A 21381-nucleotide genomic window follows, 5' to 3' on the forward strand; every position below is an offset into this window, starting at 1 on the left:
CGCACGCACGCTAGCGTCTCCCGAAGAGATGACGAGCTACCTGCGACGGCTGTTGCGCACCGGGGCGGCGTACCAGCTCGCCGATGCGGTCTCCAAGGTCGTCGCGCTCGCGCTGCTCCCGGTCTACACGCGCCATCTCACGCGTGCGGACTACGGCACCGCCGAGCTGATCCTGACGACGATCATCCTCAGCTCGATCGTGCTGCGGCTCGGCTTGGGGGAGGCGTTCGTGCGCTTCCACTACCTGGACGCGGACCCGGTGCGGCGGCGCCATCTCGCGCGTACGGCGATCGGCACGCTGCTGGCGATCACGACGGTGGCGGCGCTGGTGATCGTCGTCTTCGCGGACCCCGTCAGCCGCGCGCTGCTCGGTACGGAGCAGGCCGACGTGGTGCGCGCGGGCGCGCTGGGCCTGTGGGCGTTCACGAACCTCGAGCTCGTCTACGCGCTGCTGCGGGTGGAGGAACGGGCGCGGGACTTCGCGATCGCCGCGTTGATCAACGTCGGGCTGACCGTGGTGCTCACCGTGCTGCTGGTGGTGGTCGCCGACCAGGGCGCGTTCGGCCTCGTGCTCGGCAACTACGCCGCGTCCGCCGTGGTGCTGCTCGGCCTGTGGTTCGTCGAGCGCGACGCGATCGGCCTGCCGTCACGGCCGCAGCTCGGCTCGATGCTGCGCTTCGGCCTGCCCACCGTGCCCGCCGAGGTGTCCGTCTTCCTGATCTTCTTCGTCGACCGCTTCTGGCTCTACCGCGCGGAAAGCCCCGACGACGCGGGCCTGTACTCGCTGAGCGTCAAGCTCGCCGGCATCGTCGTGTTCACGGTGCGCGCGTTCCAGCTCGCCTGGCCGCCGCTCGCGTACTCGATCGTCGACGACGCCGAGGCCTCGCGCGTCTACGCCCGCGTCGCCACGTACTACGTGCTGTTCACCGGGCTCGTGGTCGCGGGCATCGTCCTGCTCGGCCGCTGGGTCGTGCGGATCTTCGCCGCGCCCGAGTTCTTCGCCGCCCACGAAGCCCTGACCTGGGTGGCGCTCGGCTGGGCGCTCTACGGGCTCTTCCTCGTGCTGGTGGCGATGGCCGGTCGCGCGCAGGTCACCGTCCGCAACGCGCCCGCCGCGCTGTGCGGGCTCGCGGTCAACGTGATCCTGCTGGTGGTGCTCGTGCCGTCGCTGGGAATCGCGGGCGCCGGCCTCGCGCTGGTCGGGGCCTACCTGGTCATGCTCGTGGCGATGTGGGCGCTCACCCACAAGCTGTTCCCGGTCGACTTCGAATGGGGTCGCCTCTCCCGGTTCGTCATCGTCGTCGGCGGGCTCACCGCGGCCGGTGAGCTGCTGCTGCCGACCGACGGCGTCGTGGGCTTCGTCACGCGCGCGCTGGTGCTCGCCGCGCTGCCGCTCGCGCTCGTCGTCACCCGTTTCTTCCGGCCGGGCGAGCTACGCGCCGCCCGCGGGCTGCTCAGTCGAGGTCGACCGAGCCCATCGGAGGCGACAGCCGCCGGTTGAACTCGTCGGCGCCCTCGCGCAGGCCTTCGCCGCGACCGGGGGCGAGCGTGGCGCTGACGTGCTTGAGGTAGCGCTTGGGGTTGTGGCCCGGGATCACCAGCGCGCCGACGGCCCGCACGGCGTAGGTCCAGGCCGTGAGCCAGCGGACGATGAGCGCCGAGAGCCACGAGTGGTGCTTGCGCATGTAGCGCTCGCGGTTACGGGAGAACTCGACGATCCGGCGGCTCGGGACGTTGCCCGTCTGCAGCTGCTCGTGGTGGACGGCGCGCGAGTCGGGCACGTAGAGCGTGTGCCAGCCGGCGTCGTGCAGGCGCTTGCAGAAGTCGACCTCGTCGGAGTAGACGAAGAACTCGGTGTCGAAGAAGCCGATCTCCTCGGCGGCCGCGCGGCGGACGAGCATCGCCGCCGACTGCACCCAGTCGACCGGCTTGACGGTCATGCCCGTGCTCTGGACGACGAACGACTTGTGCAGCCAGAGCGCGGTGAAGAGCGCGGTGCTCGTCGACGGGAAGCGCCACGCCGACGGTTGCTGGACACCGTCGGGGCGCACCAGCATCGCGCCCGCCGCTCCCGCTTGCTCGTCGGCGTCGAGCGCGGCGTGCAGCGCGACGGTCGCGCCCGGCTCGAGCTCGGAGTCCTCGTTGAGCAGCAGGCAATACCGGCCGCGGGCGCGCTCGAGCAGCAGCGAGTCGTTGGCCGCCTTGCCCTGGCGCTGGGGCAGGGCGATGACCTCGTTGACCACGGGATGGCGGCTCGCGACCTCCACCGATCCGTCCTGGGAGGCGTTGTCGAGCACCAGCACTTCGGTCTCGAAGTCGACCGTCGCCCGCTCCCGGGCGATCGAGTCCAGGCAGTAGCGGAGCAGACCACGCTGCTCGGTGTTGACCACGCAGAAAGAGAGCTCGACGGGCACGAGGGCTTGCAGTGTGGCGCAAGCGTTGTGTGACATGCGCCTCTGAGGGTTGCCAGATCGCTGACACCGTGTCAGCGGCAGCGCAAGTCGCGCCGCCCGTGTGCGTTCCAGCCTCCCTCAGGGGATGCTCAAGGGAGGCAATCCAATGCAGCGAAAGTTCTGCGTGGCGCTGGGAGTCGCCGCGCTGCTCACGGTCCCGGCTACGGCGAACGCCGACAGCGTGATCGTCAAGTACAAGGCCGGTGCCGCCGCGAAGTCCAAGTCCGCGGCCGCGGACCGGGCGGGGCTCTCGACCGTGCTCGGCGCGGTCGAAGCGACCGGCGCGCAGGTCGTGCAGGTCGCGGACGCCAAGGCGGCCGCGGCGACGCTCAACCGCTCGTCGACCGTCGAGTACGCCGAGCCGAACCTCGAGCTCAAGGCGCTCGGCGTGCCCAACGACGCGCGCTTCGGCGAGCTCTACGGGCTCAACAACGCCAACGACGCGGACATGGACGCGCCGGAGGGCTGGGATCTCGCGGGGTACCCGAACATCCCGGCGACCACGGTCGGCATCGTCGACACCGGCATCGACGCCGCGCACGAGGACCTGGCGGGGAAGGTCGTCGCCTGCGCCTCGGTGCAGCTGCTGACGGACCGTGTCCGTGAGGGCTCGTGCAACGACGACAACGACCACGGCACACACGTGGCCGGCACGATCGCGGCCAAGGCCAACAACGGCGTCGGCGTCGCGGGCGTGTCCTACAACTCGAGCCTCGCCATCTGCAAGGCGCTCAACGCGCTCGGCTCGGGTACCACGGCGGGTGTGGCGAACTGCATCACCTACCTCGCGGGCAAGGGCGTGAAGATCATCTCGATGTCGCTCGGCGGTGGTGCCTCGACGACGCTGCAGACCGCGGTCCGCAACGCCACCTCGCGCGGCTCGCTGATCATCGCCGCGGCCGGCAACGACGGTGACGCGACGGCCAACTACCCGGCCGCGTACGCCGAGGTCGTCTCCGTGGCGGCCACCGACCGCAACGACGCGCGCGCCTCGTTCTCGAACGCCAACAGCGACGTCGAGATCGCGGCCGCCGGTGTGGACGTCCTCTCGACCAAGCGCGGTGGTGGCTACGTGGCCTTCTCCGGCACGTCGATGGCGACCCCGCACTTGGCGGGCGTGGCGGCGCTGATCGCGGCCAAGAACCCGTCCTTCACGGCGACCCAGATCCGCTCCAAGCTCGACACCTCCGTGGACGACCTCGGCGCGGCGGGCCGCGACCAGCAGTTCGGCTTCGGCCGCGTGAATTTGGTCAAGGCGCTTTCCTAAAGCCCCCTGGGGCTTTATGTTCGCGGCGCCCAGGCATACTGGGCGCCGTGCGCGTCCACCTGGTCGATCCGGCGGCCTATACGCCGCCCTACGACCGGGCACTCGCTTCGGCGCTCGCTCGTGCGGGCGCCGAAGTGTCGTTGGTGACGAGCGCGTTCACGTACGGCGACGTCCCCGCCGCACCCGGGGTGGACGTCGACGAGGCGTTCTACCGCTGGGCGCCGGCGTGGGGGCGCAAGGCCGCCCGGCTCGCGCAGCACGTCCCGGACATGCTCCGGTACCGCCGTACCGCCCGGGCCGCCGACGTCGTCCACTTCCAGTGGCTGCCGGTCCAGCACGTCGACGGGTACCTGCTGCCGCGCAAGCGCCCGCGCCTGCTGACCGCGCACGACGTGCTCCCGCGCGAGCCGAGCCCGGGGCAGCTCGCCGGCCAGCGCAAGCTCTACGAGCGGATGGACGCGGTGGTCGTGCACTCCGAGCACGGTGCGGCGCGGCTCCGTGACGAGGTCGGGCTGGACCCGGCGCTCGTCCACGTGATTCGCCACGGCACGCTGACCGGGCTCGACGTGCCCGGCGAGGCGCCGTTCGCCAAACCCGACAAGCCGGTCGTGCTGATGTTCGGCCTGCTGCGGCCGTACAAGGGCGTCGACGTGCTGCTGGAGGCCTGGCGGCGCGCGAACGTCGATGCCGAGCTGTGGGTGATCGGCATGCCGCGCATGGACGTCTCCGCGATCCACGGGCCCAACGTGCGGACGGCGCTGCGGTTCGTCTCGGCGGGCGAGCTCGCGGGCGCGTTCCGGGCCGCGGACCTCGTCGTGCTGCCCTACCGCGAGATCGACCAGAGCGGCGTGCTGTTCACGGCGTTGGCCTTCGGCAAGCCGATGCTGCTCACGCGCGTCGGCGGGTTCCCGGAGGTGGCGGACACGGGCGCGGCGGCGATCGTCGAGCCCGACGACCCCGACGCGCTCGCGGGCGAGCTGAGCGCGCTGCTGGCTGACCCGGCACGGCTGGAGCGGATGGCCGCGGCATCACAGGCCGCCGCGGCGGGCGAGTACGGCTGGGACGACATCGCCCGCCGCACGCTCGACCTCTACTCGGCGCTCCAGGCGTAGACGACGTAGTCCGGCGGCGTCGGCGGGTCCACGCGCGGCGCGGGCCGCAGCTCACCCGTGTCGTGGAAGCCGCTCTTGCGCGCCACCCCGCGTGAGCCCGCGTTGTCCTTGTGCGCGAGCAGCTCGAGCCGCGTGATCCCCAGCTCCAGCGCGGTCGCCTTGAGCTGCTCGACCGCCTGGGTCGCGATCCCGCGTCCGCGCGCCTCCTTCGCCACCCAGTAGCCGACCTCGCCGTAGTGGGCGTCCAGATCGATCTCGAGGAGGCTGAACGAGCCTACGAGCTGATCGCCCTCGAAGCCGAGGAAGGCCTTCACGCGCGGGTCGTCGCGATGGATGAAGGTCAGCGCGTGATCGCGCGTGTACGGGCTCGGGACGTTGGTCCAGCGCGGGATCTCAGGGTCCTGGCAGGCGGCGACGAGCGCGTCGGCGTCGCTGGACTGGGGCGGGCGGAGGACGAGCACGAACCGGCAGTCTGCCACCCTTCACGCCGCCTCATGCGCGCGCTCTTCTGGATCTCCTCCGCCCTGATCGTGTGGACGCAGGCGGCCTACGCGCCCGCCCTGGCGCTCCTGCGCCGGTTGAAGGGCAACCCGCCGACCGCGCCCGGCGCCGACATCACGCCGAGCGTCACGCTGGTCGTCGCGGCCTACAAGGAGGAGTCGGTGATCGCGGCCAAGGTCGCGAACGCGCGCGCGCTCGACTACCCCGGGCTCGAGGTGATCGTCGCCGTCGACGGCGGGGACGCCGCCACCGTGGCCGAGGCCCAGGGCGCCGACCACGTGCTCGCGCTCGCGCGCACGGGCAAGTACCTCGCCCAGGACGCCGCCGTCCAGCGGGCGCGCGGGGAGATCATCGCCTTCAGCGACGCCAACACGATGTGGGCGCCGGACGCGCTGCGCACGCTCGTGCGCGCGTTCGCGGACCCGCAGGTCGGCTACGCGTGCGGGAACGTCGCCTTCACCAACGAGGCGGGCACGAACCAGGAAGGCCTGTACTGGCGCTACGAGATGTTCCTGCGCGCGCAGGAGTCGGCGCTCGCGAGCGTCACGGGCGGCAACGGCGCGATCTACGCGGTGCGCCGCGCGGCCTACGACCGGGTCGACCCCGCGATGGGCCACGACCTCGCGATGCCGTTCCAGATGGTCAAGGCCGGCTTCCGGGCCGTCTACGTGCCTGAGGCGAAGGCGAGCGAGAAGATGGTGCCGTCGATCGAGGGCGAGTGGGCCCGCAAGCGGCGGATGATGTCCTACGGCTGGCCGATCGTGCTCAAGGGCGGCCTGCTGAGCCCGCGCGGGTACTCGCCGCTGTACGCGCTGATGATCGCCAGCCACCGGCTCCTGCGCTACGGCACGCCGCTGCTGCACGTGCTGGTGGCGTTCGCGACGCTGGCGCTGCTGCGCCGCGGCGGGGTCTACCGGGCCGCGGCCGTAGCGCAGACGGCGTTGCTGCTCGCCGCGGCTTCCAAGAGCAAGGCCAAGCCGGTCCTCGTCGCCCGCTACTACGTCCTGACCACGACCGCGCTCGCGCTCGGCCTCTACGACTGGCTGCGTCACGGCACCCAGGTCGGCTGGGAAGCGCCGGAGGACACCCGGTGAGCAACCGCTACCTGCATTCGCGCCGCAAGCGCGCGTTGGACCTCGCGATCGCCGTGCCACTGCTCGCGATCACCGCGCCGGTCGTCGGCCTCGCCGCGCTCGCGGTGCGGCTCGAGAGCTCCGGCCATCCGATCTACAGGCAGCGCCGGATCGGCCTGGACGGGCACGCGTTCGAGGTCATCAAGCTGCGCACGATGGTCTCCGGCGCCGAGCACATGGGTGCCGGCATGGCCGTCGACGCGGGCGACGCGCGGATCACCAAGATCGGCGCGCTGCTGCGCCGCACGTCGATCGACGAGCTGCCGAACCTGCTCAACATCCTGCGTGGCGAGATGTCGCTGATCGGCCCGCGGCCGACGATCCAGGTCCAGGTCGACCAGTACACCGAGCGGCAGCGCCGGCGGCTGAGTGTCCGGCCGGGCCTGACGGGCTGGGCGCAGATCAACGGCCGCGCCTCGCTGCCGTGGAGCGAGCGGATCGAGCTCGACCTGCAGTACCTCGAACGGGCGAGCCTGCGGCTGGACCTGCGCATCCTGGTGCTCACCGCGCGCATGGCCGTGACGGGCCACGGGCTGTACCGCGGCGAGACCGGCGGCTGGCGGGGCTAGAACGACAAAGGGCGCCCGCAGGCGCCCTTTCTCAAGTTTCGTGTGGCCGCCTCAGGCCTACGGCACGACCTCGGGGCCCTTGTCGATGTGCTCGGTGCGGAACGCGCGGATGGCGTCGAACACCTCAGGCTTCATCGTCGGGCAGCCCAGCGAGGCGTCCCAGGCCGTGGCGGCGACGGCGTACGTCATGCCGGTGCCGTTCTCGAACAGGAGCAGGTGGTGACCGCCGTCCATCTCCTCGTACAGCGTCTCGAGCTGCGCGACCGTGGTCGCGGGCGTGCCCGGCTTGTACTGGATGTCGATCCGGCCGTGCTCGAGCGTGTGGACGAGCTTGCCGAGCTCAGGCGTGTCGCCCGCCGCGTAGATGCCGTCCTCGTACCACTCCGGGAAGTGGTTGCCGGACGTCGGCGGGTTCTGCTTGTAGTCCGCCGCCTTGAACTCCTTCTCCTCGTGCCCCGAGCCCTCGTTGGCGAGCTTGGGCTCGTAGGTGCAGCCCGCGAGCTCCGCCGCCTTCTTGACGTCGGCTTCCTTCTGGGCCGGGATGGCGGCCGCGCCGGCGGGCAGGTTCTGCTCGTCGTTCGCGTCGTCGCCGCCGAATACCACCACTACGAGGACGACGATGACGGCGACGAGGGCGCCTGCACCGAGCAGGCCGCCGAGGACCATCTGCGTGCGCTTGCGGCTGGCGGCCTTGGCCTTCTCAGCGGCTTCGCGCTCCTGGCGCTCGCGCTTACGACGTTCTTTTTCTTCTTGGCGACTCGACATCCGGCGGGCGATGGTAGCGACCAAACGTGTGTTTAAGACGCCCGCGCGCGTACTTTGGTCGCGCGGGGTCGCCAGCACTCGTCCAGGAACCCCGCGATCTCGTTTGTGAGACGCAGAGGAGAGACCCGCAACTCGACCAGCGAGTGGGCCTGGAGCAGGCGCGCGTTCGGCAGCTCGTCGGCCAGCATCCCGGCGTCGGAGAAGGGATGGACGAGGTCGAACTGGTGGCCGATTACGAGCGTCGGGGCCGTGATCGCGGCGCGCTCGTCACGCGGCGGTGCGATCCGGTCGAAGAAGAGGCCCTGGAACACGGCGGCGCTCGGCGCCGGGTCCTGGCGCACCCAGTCGAGCAGGATGTCCGCCTGCCACGGCAGCCGCCGGCGCGGGATGAGCCGCGTGAGCCGGGAGACGGCGCGCATGGCGGGCTCGCCGGCGGTGAGGGCGACCATCAGCGGCGTGAACGCGAGCGCGCAGCCGATCAGCGCGTGGTCGAGCACCGGCATCTCCACGACCATCCCGCGGACGCGGTCGGGGGCGCGCACGGCCAGCTCCAGCGCCACGTTCGCGCCGAGCGAGGTGCCCAGGATCACGGCCTCGCGCTCACCGAGCTCGTCCAGCAGCGCCTCGACCTGGGCGCCGAACGACGGCATCGAGTAGCGCCACTTGTCCGTCGGGCGGTCGGACTCGCCGTGCCCCAGCAGGTCGAGGGCCACGAGGCGGTGGCCGCGCTCGGCGAGGTCGTGCGCCAGCGCCTCGTGGAAGCGTTGGTTGAACAGCAGCCCGTGCAGCAGGATCGTGAGCTTGGGTCCGGAGCCGTACTCCGCGTAGGCGAGCCGCTGACCGTCGATCGAGAAGCTCCCCATGCCAGGATCGTAGTCATGGCCGATCTGCGCCCGATGCGCGACGAGGACGTCGAAGCGGTGACGGAGCTCGTCTACGCCGCGTCCGACGACCCGCGGCCGAGCGACGCGGTGGCGCACGCCCGCTACCGCTATCCGCTGCGCCACGACGCCGACGGCGCCTGGGTGGCCGAGGACGAAGCGGGCCTGGCGGCGGTGGCGATCGCGCTGCGGCGCGAGGACCTGTGGATGCTGACCGAGATCTCGGTGCGGCCCGACCTGCAGTCGGCGGGGCTGGGGCGGCGGATGCTCGAGCGCGTCCACGCCTACGCCGACGGCGCCAAGGGACGGCTGATCGCCTCCAGCCGTGACCCGCGCGCGCTGCGCGCCTACGCCCGCCTCGGGCTGGACGCGCACCCGTGCCTGGCTGCGTACGGCGTCCCCGCGGGCGTCGAGGCGCCGGACGGGGTGCGGGAAGGTGGCGCGGACGACCTCGACTTCGCGGCGGACGTGGACCGCCACGTGCGCGGCGCAGCGCACGGCCCGGACCTCGGCTTCCTCCTCGAAGGCGGCCAGACGCTGCTCGTCTCCGACCGCGGCTACGCCGTCGTCGGCGACACCGGCGGCGTCCGCATCCTCGCCGCCTACGACGAGGACGGCGCGCGGACGCTCCTGCGCGCGGCGCTGGCCCGGGCGGACGGCCGTGCGGTCGGCGTCGGCTGGATCAGCGCGCGCCAGCCGTGGGCGCTGCACGAGTGCGTCGCCGCGCGGATGGCGCTGAGCGCCGACGCGGGCGTGCTGTTCGCGGGCGGCGACGTCGGGCCGTTCCACCCCTACCTGCCGAGCGGGGCCTACCTATGACGATCCGCCCGATGCGCGTCGAGGACGTGCTGGCCGTCCACGACCTCAACGTCCTGACCTTCGAGGCGCTCGACATCAGCATGGGCGTCGAGCCGCCGCCGCGCCCCGATCCCGCCGTCGCCCTGCCGCGCTACCGCAACCTCGCCACCACGGACCCGGACGGCGCGTGGGTGGCCGAGGAGGACGGCGAGGTCGTCGGCGTCGCGCTCGCGCTGCGGCGCGAGGACGTGTGGGGGCTCTCGCTGCTGCTCGTCCGGCCCGATCGCCAGTCGTCGGGCATCGGCGGCGCGCTGCTCGCCCGAGCGCACGCGTACGCGGAGGGCGCGCGCGGGCGCATCATCATGGCCTCGCCCGACCCGCGGGCCCTGCGCGCCTACTCGCGCCTCGGCCTGGACCTGCACCCGTACGTGGCCGCGGTCGGCACGCCGAAGCCGGCCGCGCCACCGGCCGGCGTCCGGGTCGGCGACGCGACCGACATCCCGCTCACGGAGACGGTCGACCGCCACGTGCGCGGCGCCGCGCGCGGGCAGGACATCGCGACGCTGCTGGAGATGCGCCAGACGCTGCTGATCGTGCCCGAGCGCGGGTACGCCGTCGTCAACACCGACGGCGCGGTGCGGATCGTCGCGGCGCTCGACGACGAGGCCGCCGCGGACCTCCTGCGCGCTGCGCTTGCCCGCGCTACGGGCAGGGTGGAGCTCGAGACGCTCACCGCCAAGCAGCAGTGGGCGGTCGCGGTGGCGCTCGAGGCCGGGCTGGAGCTGCGGATCAACAGCGGCGGCGCGATGTTCACCTCCGGCGACGTCGGCACCTTCACCCCGTACCTGCCGAGCGGCGCGTTCCTGTGACGCATCTTGCCTATTGGCCAGGCACTTACCGGTCATAATCGACCCATGTCCAAGACTCCCCGCTCGCTGAGCGGCAAGGTCGCCGTCGTCACGGGAGGCGCTCGCGGCATCGGCCTGGCGCTCTCCCAGGCTCTCGCGCGGGAGGGGGTCGTGGTCGCCATCGGCGATCTCGACGGCACCGCGGCTGAGTCCGCCGCCGCGAGCCTGCACAACGGCTCGCTCGGCCTGACGCTCGACGTGACCGACCGCCCCACGTTCACCGCCTTCCTCGACGAGGTCGAGCAGCGCCTGGGCCCGATCGACATCCTCGTCAACAACGCCGGGATCATGCACGTGACCCCGCTCGAGGACGAGGACGAGGCCAGCATCTCGCGGCAGCTGGAGATCAACGTGCGCGCCGTCATCCACGGCACGCAGGAGGCGATGCGCCGGATGCGCCCGCGCAACACGGGCCACATCGTCAACATCGCGTCGCTCGCCGGCAAGGCGGCCGCCCCGGGCCTGGCCACCTACTGCGCGACCAAGCACGCCGTGATCGGGCTCTCCGAGGCCGTCCGCGCGGAGCTGCGCGGCACCGGCATCGAGGTCTCGGTCGTGATGCCGGGCTTCGCCAAGACCGAGCTCGCCGCCGGCGTGCCCGACCTGCGCGGCGTCCCGCGGATCTCCCCCGAGGACATCGCGGCGCTGACCATCGACGCGCTGAAGGTCCCCAAGTTCGACGTGTGGGCGCCCAAGCGCCTCGCGGGCGTGATCTGGACGGGCGCCGTCGCGCCGCGCCGCATCCGCGAGGCCGTGAGCCGCGCGATGAACTCCAACCACGTCAAGGACACCGACGCGGCCGCCCGCGCGGCGTACGAGGCCCGCGCGGCGCAATCGGCGCCCGCGCAGGAAGAAGAGCTGGTCTAGGCACGAACGGCGAGCACACCCGTGGCCGCCGCGTCAAGAAATCCGTGCCCCAACGGCGTGGCGCTGCGCGGCGGTCGTCACGGATTTCTTGACCCGTCGGGGCGGGTGCGCTCATGTGCAGATGAGCCGGGTTCCCCGGACTGTGAACGCGTTCGCGTTCCCCTCGAGCGATTCGCTCGGGTTCGTTCCGCGATGCAAAACGATCACGGCCCTCTGCACGCGAGCGTCGACTTTCTCGTGCTGGAGCCGAGAAACTCGACGCTCGCGTGGTGCGTCTCCAAAACGGGCGTGCGCGGATGGTCGTATGTGGTCGGATCGAGGTGAACGCCTGAGCGTTCACTCAGTGAGGGGAACCCTCCTCACCTGCCCATCCCACATCCGTCGCTAGTGGATGTGGTCAGCCGTTGACGTTGTCCCTAGCCGAGCCGGTCGAGCAGCGGCTCGAGCACGTCCGCGTCACGGCCCGCCGTGACGCGGATGGTGCGCTCCGCGCGCGACCAGGCGATCACGTTGAGCACCGTCAGGCGGTCCAGGACGAACTGGAACGCGAGCGCCTGCGGCTCGGACGTGTAGTCGCGGGAGATGCGGAAGCTCGCGCCGTCGTCGGTGGCGCTGGTGAGCTCGAGGGCGCTGCTGCCGAGGATGGAGCGGACCTCGCCGCCGATGTACACGGCGGTCGCGGCGGCCTCGTCGCGCAGCTTCAGGTCCGGCGGCACTGTCAGGCCCGTGTTCTCGGCCGTGGCCTTGACGTCGCGCAGGTCGCCCTCGGGCAGGCCGCGCAGCATCGCCAGGCGGCCGCTCTCGTCCCGCGCGCGCTCGGCGGCGGTCCGGGCCACCGCGGCGGGGTCCTTGCGGTAGGCGCGCATGATGTCCCGCGCGGCGAGCAGCTTCCAGTAGTAGTTCGAGGAGTCGTCGCCGAACGACGCGAGCTTGTCGAACGCCGCCCGATGGCGCCGCGGCGTGGAGTCGAAGTACAGCTCCACATAGGGCCGCGGGCCGCCCCCGAACGCCTCGAGGACGTTGTTCAGGTTGCCCATGCCCATGTGGTAGGAGACGAACGCGAGGTCCTCGCGGCCGTCGAACTCCTTCAGGGCGAGCTGCAGGTAGCGCGCCGTGCCCGCGAGCGCCTTCGCGGGATCGAAGCGGTCGTCCACCCGCCGGCGGGCGCGGTTGAGCGCCGCCGCGCGCTTGAGGTTGCCCTCGCGCAGCGCCCGCTCGAGCCGGCGCGTGTAGCTGCCGCTCCGGTCCGGGTCGATGTCCATCCGCAGCAGGTTCTGGCCCGTCTCGGCGAGGATCTGCGTGAGGCCGGCCGCGCCCGTGATGTTGCCCGGGGCGCGCGCGTCGGGCCGCCCGGCGCTCTCCAGGAACACGAGCCCTTCGAGCAGGTCCGGGTTCACCCCCGCGGTCTTGGCCGCCGCCTCGACGTCCTTGCGGAACGTCGCCACGCGCTTGGCGGTCTCCGCCGCGCCGCCCGGTGAGCGGCTGTAGAGCACGCGGCTCGTGCCCGCGGCGGCGCGTCGCGTCAGGTCGTCCGAGCGCTCCGGCGACCACGCGAACGGGTCCGCGACGGCCTCCCCGCGCTCGGCGCCGGGCGGGGTCGGGATGACCGGGACGTTCGGGTCCTCGTCGCCGCGGGTGGAGACGAACAACAGCGCGGCGGCAGCGACGAGCACGGCAGCGACCAGCGCGAGGCGGAGGCGAAGCACCGTGTCTAGGCTAACCCGACCTTGTACGGCGCCCTCTACTCCCGCGTGCTGTCGCGCGTCGACGCTGAACGCGCGCATCTGCTCGGCACGCGCGCCCTCGCGCTGCTCGCCCGGGCACCGCGTCCGAAGTTCGATCCCGTCCTGCGCGTCGAGGCGCTCGGGCTCTCCTTCGACTCGCCGCTCGGCGTCGCCGCCGGCTTGGACAAGCACGCGACGGCCTTCGAGGGGCTCGGCAACTTCGGCTTCGGCTTCGTCGAGGTGGGGACGATCACGGCGATCGGCCAGCCCGGCAACCCCAAGCCGCGCGTGTGGCGCCTGGCGAAGGACCGCGCGCTGATGAACGCGATGGGCTTCCCGAACCCGGGCGCGCCCGCCGTGGCGCCGAAGTTGGCCGCGCGGTCCGGTCGCGGGATCGTCGCGATCAACCTCGGCAAGTCCAAGGTCGCCCCGCTGGAGGCCGCCGCGGACGACTACCGCGCCTCGGCGAAGCTGCTCGCCCCGCACGCCGACTTCGTGGTCATCAACGTCAGCTCGCCGAACACCACCGGGCTGCGGGACCTGCAGACGATCGAGCACCTGCGTGAGCTGCTGGCAGCCGTGCGCGCGGAGGCGGCGGGCAAGCCCGTGCTGGTCAAGCTCGCGCCCGACCTCTCCGACGAGCAGCTCGACCAGCTCGCGGACTTCGCCGTCGAGGCGGGCCTGGACGGCCTGGTCGCCACCAACACGACGATCTCGCGCGAGGGTCTGCACGCGCCCGCGGAGCTGCTCGCCAAGCCCGGGGGCGTCTCCGGCGCCCCGCTGAAGGCGCGCTCGCTCGCGGTCCTGCGGCGACTGCGGGCCCGCGTCGGCGACCGGGTGCTGCTGGTGAGCGTCGGTGGCGTCGAGACCGCCGACGACGTGCTCGAGCGGGTCCGCGCGGGCGCGACGCTCGTCCAGGCCTACACCGGCTTCGTCTACGGCGGGCCGCTGTTCGCGCGTCGCATCAACGCCGAGCTCGCCCGCGCCGTGCGCGCGGCGGGCGCCACCACGATCCAGGAGTTGGTCGGCAGTGAAGTGGGAGTCGGTCCTGGCGTGGCGCATGGCGCGCCAGCACCTGACGGCGCGCGCGGCTGACCCGCTCGCGGTCGTCTCGGACATCTGCGGCCTGCACGCGCAGGTGCTCTCCAGCGCCCAGCTGACGCTGTCGGCGCGGGTCGAGGACGCGCCGGACGTGAGCGCGCTGCTGTGGCGGGACCGCAGCCTCGTCAAGACGTGGGCGCAGCGCGGCACGCTCCATCTGCACCGCACGGACGAGCTGCCGCTGTGGGTGGGCGCGCAGGCGGCGATCAAGCCGCGCTACGAGCAGAAGGCGTGGCTGAAGGCGTTCAAGCTCACGCCCGAGGACGTGCAGCGGATCATCACCGGCGTCCCGGAGGCGCTGCGCGAAGGGCCGAAGGGCCGCGAGGAGCTGGCGGAGTCGGTGCACCCCGGCTTGGCGCGCGGCTATGGCGACCTGCTCAAGCCGGTCGCGTTCCGCGGCGAGCTGATCTACGCGCAGGACGGGCGCTTCGCGCTGCCCGAGCCGTTCGAGCCGCTCGCACCCGAGGAGGCCACGCGGGAGGTCGCGCGCCGCTTCCTCACGCGCTACGGCCCCGCTTCCCGCGAGGAGCTGGCGAAGTGGTTCGGCCACCCGTCGCCCGCCCAGGCCGGCAAGTGGTTCCCGGAGGACGTGGAGGAGACGGAGTTCGGCCTTGCGCTGGCCGGCGATGTCGAGGCGATCGAGGCCGCTGCGCCCGCGGGCCACGTGCGCTTGCTGCCGGCGTTCGACCAGTACGTGGTCGCGGCGCCGCGCGACGACCGGGCGACCGTCGCCCCCGAACGGATCTACCGCCCCGGCGGCTGGTTCTCGCCCGTCCTGCTCGTGGACGGCGTGATGGCGGGCGTCTGGGCGCTGGAGGACGGCGTGGTCACGATCGAGCCGTTCGCGAAGGTCGGCAAGGCCGTCCGCGAGGCCGCCGAAGCCGAGGCCGCGCGGCTGCCAGGCGCATCCGGCGTGGTCTGGGGGTAGATTCATGGGCACGCCGTCGCTCGTCACCATCTCCGCGTCCTACGGTGCCGGCGGGAGCCGCATCGGCCCCGCCGTGGCCGAGCGCCTCGGGGTCGAGTTCCTCGACCGCGCCATCCCGTCACGCGTCGCCGAGAAGCTCGGCTGCTCGCTGGACGACGCGCTCGCGCACGACGAGTCGCTCGGCGACGCGATCGGCCGCCTCGCCTCGTCGTTCGCGCTGCTGCCGGAGCTGGCGGGCGCGATGGTCCAGGCCGGGGTGCTCGCGGGCGAGGACTACCGGCGTGAGACCGAGAACCTCATCCGCGAGCACGCGAAGGGCGGCGCCGTGATCCTCGGCCGGGCCGGCGCGGTGATCCTGCGCGACGCGCCCGACGCGCTGCACGTCCGCCTCGACGGCCCGCAGGAGCGCCGCGTCCAGCAGGCGATGGCGCTGGAGGGCGTGACCGCCCGCGACGCCGAGCGCCTCCGCCGCGACGGCGACCGCGCACGCGAGGCCTACGTGCGCCACTTCTACGGCTGCGACGCCCGCGACCCCGCGCTCTACCACCTCACGATCGACTCGACCGCGCTCTCGCCCGAGACCGTGGTCGAGGTGATCGCGGCGGCGGCCCTTACGCGCTGAACAACGGCCGGATCACGGCCCGCGCGATGGTGTGGAACGCGAGGTTGAAGCCGACGAACGCCGGCGAGACGTCCTCGGTCACGTCGAGCTCGTCCACGTCGAGCGCGTGCACGGCGAACACGTACCGGTGCGACGGGTCGCCCTCCGGCGGGGCCGCGCCGCCCCACGCCTTCTCGCCGTAGTCGTTGCGCACGTGGAACGCGCCCTCCGGCAGCTCGCCACCGCTGCCGGCGCCGCTCGCGAGCTCCGTGGTGGAGGCCGGCAGGTTGACGAGCACCCAGTGCCAGAAGCCGCTGTGGGTCGGGGCGTCGGGGTCGAAGCACGTCACCGCGAAGCCCTTCGTCTCCGCCGGGAACCCGCTCCAGCGCAGGTGCGGGGAGTGGTCGGCGTCGCCGCCCGCCATCGGCGCGACGAAGCTCTTGTCCATCAGCTCGCCGTCTTGGACCTCGTCGCTCTCGAGCGTGAACGACGGCTGCGGCGGGAGCAGGTCGTAGGGATCCGGCGCCTGCGGGCGTTCCAGTGACATGGTCGGCAAAGTACTGCGTGTGATCCTCAGCCAGCGCCAGCTCAACCGCGCCGTCCTCGCGCGCCAGGGTCTGCTCGAGCGACGGGCGCTGGAGCTGCCGGCGGCGCTCGACGCGATGGGCGGCCTGCAGGCGCAGTACGCGCCGTCGATGTACATCGGGCTGTGGTCGCGCGTGGAAGGGTTCGAGCGGGACGCGCTCACCCGCGCCCTGCACGACCGCAGCGTGATCCAGGCGACGCTGATGCGGTTCACGATCCACCTCGTGTCCGCTGCCGACTACTGGCCGCTGGCGGTCGCGATCCGCGAGTCCCGCCGCGCGTCGTGGCTTCGGGTCACCAAGTCCGGCGATCTGAGCGAGGCGGCGGACGTGCTCGAGACCGCGCTGGAGGGCGGTCCGCTGCGCCGCAAGGAGATCGTCGCGCTGATCGGCGCGGAGGCGATGCGCGGTATCGGCGCGTGGGTGGACCTCGTCCGTGTGCCCCCGTTCGGCACCTGGGAGCAGCGCCGTGCCGACCTCTACGGGCTGGCCTACGACTGGCTCGAGCCGCCCGCCGTCGACCCGGACGAGGCGCTCGACCACCTGGTCACTCGCTACCTGACGGGCTTCGGCCCGGCGACCAAGGCCGAGATCGCCAACTGGGCGGGAATGACGAACAAGGAGATCGAGCCCGCGCTCGCCCGGCTGCCGCTCGACACGCACGAGGACGAGGACGGCGGCGCGCTCTACGACCTGCCCGGCCTGCCGCTGCCCGACCCCGACACGCCCGCGCCCGTCCGCTTCCTCCCGACGTGGGACGCCGCGCTGCTCGTGCACTGCCGCCGCGCGGGCCTGCTGCCGGAGGCGTTCCGCGAGCGGATCTTCAACACCAAGATGCCGCAGTCGATCGGCACGTTCCTCGTCGACGGCGCCGTCGCGGGCACCTGGAAGCCCGACGGGACGCTGACGCCGTTCGTCGAGCTGACGAAGGCGCAGCGGGCCGAGGTAGACCGCGAGTTCGCGGCGCTGGTCGCCTTCTCCGCCTGACCGAGTACGTTTCCGCCCGATGCACGAGGGACCGTTCACCGTCTTCGTCGAGGAAGCGCACGAGGACTCCGCCGACCTGCTGTTCCTGCCGGACGCCACCGCGGCCGACTGGGCGACGGTGTTCTCCTACGCGGAGGTGCGCCAGGTCGACGCGGGGCTCGCGCTCGTCCAGGCCGGCGAGCACGACCGCGCGCTGTACCTGCTGACCGACGGCACGGTCGGCGTCCGCCTGCCGCGTGACGAGGGCGCGTTCAAGCAGATCGACGCCCCGTCGGTGCTCGGCGAGCTGGCGTTCTTCGACGGCTACCCGCGCAGCGCGACGCTCGAGGCCGTGACGGACGTCGAGGTCGTGCGGATCGACCTCGCGGCGTTCGATCGCCTGCACGAGCACGAGCCGGCGATCGCGAACCTGATGCTGCGCGACCTGGCGCGGATTCTCGCGCTGCGGCTGCGGCTCGCCAGCGCCGTGATCGCCGACTTGCGCGGCAGCTGACGCGCTGTCAGATTCCTCCACGGGTCAGTCCGGCTCAAGGAGGAGGAGAGAGATGCGCAGGATGCTCACCGCGGCCGCGTGTGCGGCGGCGGCCTGGGCCGTCGTCCCGTCCGTTGCGGACGCGGCGATCCCTCAGGTGTTCACCAAGACGGCGTCGCCGATCAACTGCACGGTGCAGGCGAGCGGCCAGCGCTTCTGCGGCACCGGCACCGCCCAGATCCCGAGCTGGGACGGGATCCCGCTCGACGTCGCGGTCGCGTTCCCGCCCGCACCCGCGAGCGGCGCCGACGGCCCGTACCCCGTGATCGGGATCTTCCACGGCTGGGGCGGGACGAAGCTCGGCCTCACCGGCGCCGACGTCCAGCGCGCCCTGAGCCGCGGCTACGCCGTCTTCACGATGACCGACCGCGGCTGGGGCGGCTCGTGCGGGCGCCTGCTGATCGCCGATCCGCGCTGCGCCGGCAAGGGCTACATCCGCCTGATGCACACGGCCTACGAGGTCCGGGACGCGCAGTACGCGCTCGGCCAGCTCGCCGACGACGGGCTGATCGAGCCGCAGAAGATCGGTGCGACCGGCGGCTCCTACGGCGGCGGCATGTCGATCGCGCTCGGCGCGCTGCGCAACCGGACGCTGCTGCCCGACGGGTCGTACGTTCCGTGGACCAGCCCGCTCGGCAAGCCGATGGCGATCGCCGCGACCGTGCCGGAGTACACCTGGTCGGACCTCGCGACCGCGCTGAACCCGAACGGCTCCTCGCTCGACTACGTCGTCGACGCGCCCTACCTGGGCGGCGGCCACCGCGTCGGCATCCAGAAGCAGGCGTGGAACACGACGCTGTACGGGGCCGGCACGCTGCTGGGCTATTACGCCCCCATGGGGACTGATCCGTCCGCTGACTTGCCGGGGTGGAAGGCGCTCACGGACACCGGCGGGCCGTTCGACGGGGTCGCGGCGGCCGCCGCGATGGTGGCCGAGCTGCCGTCGCGGCACTCGGCGTACGGGATCGACGACAGCGTCCCGCCCGCGCCCGCCCTGCTCGCGAACGGCTGGAACGACGACCTCTTCCCGGTCGACGAGTCGATCCGGTACTACAACCGCGTCCGGGCGAAGCACCCGAGCTCGCCGATCTCGATGTTCCACATGGACTTCGGGCACTCGCCGCGCGCTGCTTCCGGTTCCGCTGCCGACCGGGCCGCGCTGGCCACGGCCGAGAACGCGTGGCTGGACCACTACGTCAAGGGCGTCGGCTCCGAGCCGGCGGACGCGCGCGGCGGCGTCGACATCCTCACCTCCAAGTGCCCCGTGGCCGGCGCGGGGACGCGGTACCACGCGCCGACCTGGGCGCAGCTGGCCCCCGGCGAGCTGCGCGTGACCGGCGCGGCGGCGCAGACGGTCGTCGCGCCCGGCACCGCGCCGTCGAACGCGTTCACCTCGGGCGACGTGTGCACGACGACCGCGAGCGCCGACAACGCGTCCGCCGCGACCTACAGGACCGCGCCGGCGACCACCGCGTACACGCTCGCGGGCTCCCCGACGATCGTCGCCACGCTCGACGTCAAGGGCGCCAACGACATGGTCGCGGCGCGGCTCTACGACGTCGACGGGGCTTCGCAGCGCCTCATCGCCCGCGGCGTCCAGCGCCCCTTGAACCCGGGCGGCGGCCCGACGGAGCAGGTCTTCCAGCTGCACCCGCAGGCGTGGCGCGTGGAGCCCGGCCACGTGCTCAAGCTCGAGCTGCTCGCCCAGGACTCGACGTACCTGCGCACCCCGACCGGCCAGCAGTCGGTCACCGTGAGCGACCTCGAGCTGCGCCTGCCGCTCGTCGACGCGCCCGGCACGGACCTCGGCGGCGGCGTGAGCGTCGCCGCTCCGAAGGCCAAGTACCTCCCGGCGGGCTACACGCTCGCCCGCGAGTACGCGACGCAGACGAGCAGCACCGTCGGCGGCACGGTCCCGGCGACCCTGGCCCTGTCGCTGGGCGCACCGGCGACGTTCCCGACGTTCGTTCCGGGCATCGATCGCGACTACACCGCGACCACCACGGCCACGGTGACCTCGAGCGCCGGCGACGCGACGCTGACGGTCAGCGACCCGGGGCACCTGGTCAACGGCCCGTTCAGCCTCCCGCAGCCGTTGCGGATCGAGCTGGCCAAGTCGTCCTGGAGCGGCCCGACGGCGAACGAGCCGGTCGGCGTCACGTTCAAGCAGGCCATCGGCCGGACGGACGCGCTGCGCACCGGCACCTACTCCAGGACGGTGACGTTCACGCTGTCGACGACGAACCCGTAGGCGCGGGCGGCGGAGGGACCTTCAGGAGCAGATCCTGGAGGTCCGCCGCCGCGATCGCGTGGGCCAGTCGCCGGCAACGTTCGTGGTCGGAGAGTGGGAGGTGCCACGGCGGGATGCACAGGACCCGCTTCGGGGGCGCTTCGTTCACGGGCTCGTCCGTCCACGGATCGAGACCAAGGACGAGCTCGATCTCATGAAGCCGGTCGAACGGACGGCTCAGGTGGAGCGACGCGCGCCGGCAGCTGGACGGAGGCTTGATCTCGGTGGGAAGCACGACGATCCAGACGTCCCGTGCCGCGGGCTCGAGCTTGTCGTCCTCGGCGACGAAGAACCGCGCCAGTGCCTCCACCTCGGCCCAGGCGGTGGTCTCGAACCTCTGCACCCCGATCTGCGTCACCGCCCAACGTTCGGGGAGCGAGTGCCGCCGTAACCAGGCCCACAGCCGCTCCCGGCGCCCGTACGGAGCGGGCCGCAGCGCCGCGCTCCGTCCGTCCCGGTGGCTGTGCAGCAGCCACCAGTAGCGGTCCATGTGCTGCACGATCGGAGACCGGAACAGCTGGCGGGTCAGGGTCCGGTCGAACGTCCCCGCGTTGTGCCCGGCGGCGAGCTCCTCGTAGAACTCGATCGTCACCTGGATGTCGTTCATCCGCGGGCCGGGCTCGTCGGGCTCGACGCGCTCCAGCAGCTCCGATTCGCCGCTGACCGCGACGTCCCACGCGAGGAGACGGTCGAAGCAGTCGCCCGCGTCATTGACGCCGTTGATGTAGCGCAGCCCGCGTGACACGTTCCGCAGCGTCTCGCGTCCCTGGCTGCGGTCCAACAGCGCCGAGACGCGTGCGCGACGACCCTCCCCCGCCGTGAGCCGCATCTGACGCAACACGAGCCAGAGACCGACCGCGGTGAGCATCAGGGTGACCATCCCGACGGCGACCGAGATCACCTCCGTGAGCTTCGGGCCCGGTTCGATCCGCGCGGCCGCGACGCGCAGCGTGTCCGCGGCGACGGCGCTGCCCGTGGCGCCGGGGTCGCCGTCCACGGTCATCGAGATCCGCTGGCGGTCGGAGGGCGTCATGGCGCCGGTCCGCCAGCAGCGCACCTCCGCCTCGAGCGGGCCTGGGGCCGCATCGGCGGGGACCGTCCAGCGCCACCGCAGGTCCATGCCGCCGTCCGCGTCGGCGGTCGAGGGCTCGGCCGGCGCGTTCCTGCTGGTGAACACCAGGGCGCAGCGGGCGAACCCGTGCGCCTCCGCATCGACGTGCGCCTCGGTTCCGGGCTTCAGGACCTCGGGTACCTGGTCGATAATCAACCCGACGGGCTCGGCCGCCGCGGGCGAGGCGAGCACCCAACTCGCCGCCAGGACCGCCAGCGCCCTTGTGGCCGCGTCTAGAATGAGAGGCACCATGGGACCCGGCTTCATCA

At 72.5% G+C, this 21381-nt stretch carries 21 protein-coding genes; 14 read left to right on the top strand and 7 right to left on the bottom strand.

Annotated elements, in window-relative coordinates; all coding sequences use genetic code 11:
* Nucleotides 1-28: 28 nt before the first annotated feature.
* Entirely contained in the window at nucleotides 29-1501 is a 1473-nt protein-coding gene (locus OJ997_RS24620; protein WP_270027914.1) for a lipopolysaccharide biosynthesis protein, read from the top strand.
* On the opposite strand, the gene OJ997_RS24625 is transcribed toward OJ997_RS24620, so the two are convergent.
* The gene (locus OJ997_RS24625; RefSeq protein WP_270027915.1) at nucleotides 1455-2414 is read right to left on the bottom strand and encodes a glycosyltransferase family 2 protein; all 960 of its coding nucleotides are present in this window, start codon (nucleotides 2412-2414) and stop codon (nucleotides 1455-1457) included. The genes OJ997_RS24620 and OJ997_RS24625 overlap by 47 nt on opposite strands.
* A gap of 163 nt (nucleotides 2415-2577) precedes the next feature.
* Between OJ997_RS24625 and OJ997_RS24630 the strand changes: the two genes are divergently transcribed.
* Nucleotides 2578-3720, top strand: a complete 1143-nt coding sequence (locus tag OJ997_RS24630; RefSeq protein ID WP_270027916.1) for a S8 family serine peptidase — start codon at nucleotides 2578-2580, stop codon at nucleotides 3718-3720.
* Nucleotides 3721-3767: 47 nt separating this feature from the next.
* Nucleotides 3768-4832 (top strand): glycosyltransferase family 4 protein, encoded by a 1065-nt coding sequence (locus OJ997_RS24635; protein ID WP_270027917.1) that lies wholly within the window; start codon nucleotides 3768-3770, stop codon nucleotides 4830-4832.
* Here the strand turns inward: OJ997_RS24635 and OJ997_RS24640 are convergent.
* Nucleotides 4811-5293, bottom strand: a complete 483-nt coding sequence (locus OJ997_RS24640) for a GNAT family N-acetyltransferase (RefSeq protein WP_270027918.1) — start codon at nucleotides 5291-5293, stop codon at nucleotides 4811-4813. The genes OJ997_RS24635 and OJ997_RS24640 overlap by 22 nt on opposite strands.
* A gap of 33 nt (nucleotides 5294-5326) precedes the next feature.
* On the opposite strand from OJ997_RS24640, the gene OJ997_RS24645 reads away from it, so the two are divergent.
* Both OJ997_RS24645 and OJ997_RS24650 read left to right on the top strand, forming a co-directional pair.
* A complete protein-coding gene (locus OJ997_RS24645; RefSeq protein ID WP_270027919.1) occupies nucleotides 5327-6427 on the top strand; it encodes a glycosyltransferase in 1101 nt (366 codons plus the stop codon).
* Nucleotides 6424-7035: a sugar transferase gene (locus OJ997_RS24650; protein WP_270027920.1), complete on the top strand. Its 612-nt coding sequence runs from the start codon at nucleotides 6424-6426 to the stop codon at nucleotides 7033-7035. Before OJ997_RS24645 ends, OJ997_RS24650 begins: the two co-directional genes overlap by 4 nt.
* A gap of 57 nt (nucleotides 7036-7092) precedes the next feature.
* Here the strand turns inward: OJ997_RS24650 and OJ997_RS24655 are convergent, their stop codons facing one another.
* On the bottom strand, nucleotides 7093-7800 hold the full coding sequence (locus OJ997_RS24655) for a DUF3105 domain-containing protein (RefSeq protein WP_270027921.1): 708 nt from the start codon (nucleotides 7798-7800) through the stop codon (nucleotides 7093-7095).
* Between the two features lie 32 nt (nucleotides 7801-7832).
* Nucleotides 7833-8663 (bottom strand): alpha/beta fold hydrolase, encoded by an 831-nt coding sequence (locus OJ997_RS24660; RefSeq protein ID WP_270027922.1) that lies wholly within the window; start codon nucleotides 8661-8663, stop codon nucleotides 7833-7835.
* 15 nt (nucleotides 8664-8678) lie between these two features.
* On the opposite strand from OJ997_RS24660, the gene OJ997_RS24665 reads away from it, so the two are divergent.
* The 3 genes from OJ997_RS24665 to OJ997_RS24675 are packed head-to-tail and all read left to right on the top strand — an operon-like array spanning nucleotide 8679 to nucleotide 11254.
* Entirely contained in the window at nucleotides 8679-9500 is an 822-nt protein-coding gene (locus tag OJ997_RS24665; RefSeq protein ID WP_270027923.1) for a GNAT family N-acetyltransferase, read from the top strand.
* A complete protein-coding gene (locus tag OJ997_RS24670; protein ID WP_270027924.1) occupies nucleotides 9497-10348 on the top strand; it encodes a GNAT family N-acetyltransferase in 852 nt (283 codons plus the stop codon). Before OJ997_RS24665 ends, OJ997_RS24670 begins: the two co-directional genes overlap by 4 nt.
* Nucleotides 10349-10393: 45 nt before the next feature.
* Nucleotides 10394-11254 carry an SDR family oxidoreductase gene (locus OJ997_RS24675; protein ID WP_270027925.1) on the top strand — a complete coding sequence of 287 codons (861 nt, stop codon included), beginning with the start codon at nucleotides 10394-10396 and terminating at the stop codon, nucleotides 11252-11254.
* Between the two features lie 416 nt (nucleotides 11255-11670).
* On the opposite strand, the gene OJ997_RS24680 is transcribed toward OJ997_RS24675, so the two are convergent.
* On the bottom strand, nucleotides 11671-12960 hold the full coding sequence (locus OJ997_RS24680) for a lytic transglycosylase domain-containing protein (RefSeq protein WP_270027926.1): 1290 nt from the start codon (nucleotides 12958-12960) through the stop codon (nucleotides 11671-11673).
* A gap of 21 nt (nucleotides 12961-12981) precedes the next feature.
* Between OJ997_RS24680 and OJ997_RS24685 the strand changes: the two genes are divergently transcribed.
* The 3 genes from OJ997_RS24685 to OJ997_RS24695 are packed head-to-tail and all read left to right on the top strand — an operon-like array spanning nucleotide 12982 to nucleotide 15629.
* Nucleotides 12982-14073: a quinone-dependent dihydroorotate dehydrogenase gene (locus OJ997_RS24685; RefSeq protein ID WP_270027927.1), complete on the top strand. Its 1092-nt coding sequence runs from the start codon at nucleotides 12982-12984 to the stop codon at nucleotides 14071-14073.
* A complete protein-coding gene (locus OJ997_RS24690; RefSeq protein ID WP_270027928.1) occupies nucleotides 14039-15007 on the top strand; it encodes a DNA glycosylase AlkZ-like family protein in 969 nt (322 codons plus the stop codon). Before OJ997_RS24685 ends, OJ997_RS24690 begins: the two co-directional genes overlap by 35 nt.
* A 4-nt stretch (nucleotides 15008-15011) precedes the next feature.
* Nucleotides 15012-15629, top strand: coding sequence for a cytidylate kinase-like family protein (locus OJ997_RS24695; RefSeq protein ID WP_270027929.1), 618 nt, complete (start codon nucleotides 15012-15014; stop codon nucleotides 15627-15629).
* On the opposite strand, the gene OJ997_RS24700 is transcribed toward OJ997_RS24695, so the two are convergent.
* On the bottom strand, nucleotides 15619-16155 hold the full coding sequence (locus OJ997_RS24700; RefSeq protein WP_270027930.1) for a YbhB/YbcL family Raf kinase inhibitor-like protein: 537 nt from the start codon (nucleotides 16153-16155) through the stop codon (nucleotides 15619-15621). The two genes, OJ997_RS24695 and OJ997_RS24700, sit on opposite strands and share 11 nt — an antisense overlap.
* On the opposite strand from OJ997_RS24700, the gene OJ997_RS24705 reads away from it, so the two are divergent.
* The 3 genes from OJ997_RS24705 to OJ997_RS24715 are packed head-to-tail and all read left to right on the top strand — an operon-like array spanning nucleotide 16154 to nucleotide 19962.
* Nucleotides 16154-17179, top strand: a complete 1026-nt coding sequence (locus tag OJ997_RS24705) for a winged helix DNA-binding domain-containing protein (RefSeq protein ID WP_270027931.1) — start codon at nucleotides 16154-16156, stop codon at nucleotides 17177-17179. The two genes, OJ997_RS24700 and OJ997_RS24705, sit on opposite strands and share 2 nt — an antisense overlap.
* A 19-nt stretch (nucleotides 17180-17198) precedes the next feature.
* Nucleotides 17199-17672 (top strand): Crp/Fnr family transcriptional regulator, encoded by a 474-nt coding sequence (locus tag OJ997_RS24710; RefSeq protein WP_270027932.1) that lies wholly within the window; start codon nucleotides 17199-17201, stop codon nucleotides 17670-17672.
* 52 nt (nucleotides 17673-17724) lie between these two features.
* Nucleotides 17725-19962, top strand: coding sequence for a S15 peptidase family protein (locus OJ997_RS24715; protein WP_270027933.1), 2238 nt, complete (start codon nucleotides 17725-17727; stop codon nucleotides 19960-19962).
* On the opposite strand, the gene OJ997_RS24720 is transcribed toward OJ997_RS24715, so the two are convergent.
* Nucleotides 19937-21364: a hypothetical protein gene (locus tag OJ997_RS24720; RefSeq protein ID WP_270027934.1), complete on the bottom strand. Its 1428-nt coding sequence runs from the start codon at nucleotides 21362-21364 to the stop codon at nucleotides 19937-19939. The genes OJ997_RS24715 and OJ997_RS24720 overlap by 26 nt on opposite strands.
* Between the last annotated feature and the right edge of the window lie 17 nt (nucleotides 21365-21381).

This window comes from Solirubrobacter phytolaccae, from assembly GCF_027587195.1.
Classification (GTDB): domain Bacteria; phylum Actinomycetota; class Thermoleophilia; order Solirubrobacterales; family Solirubrobacteraceae; genus Solirubrobacter; species Solirubrobacter phytolaccae.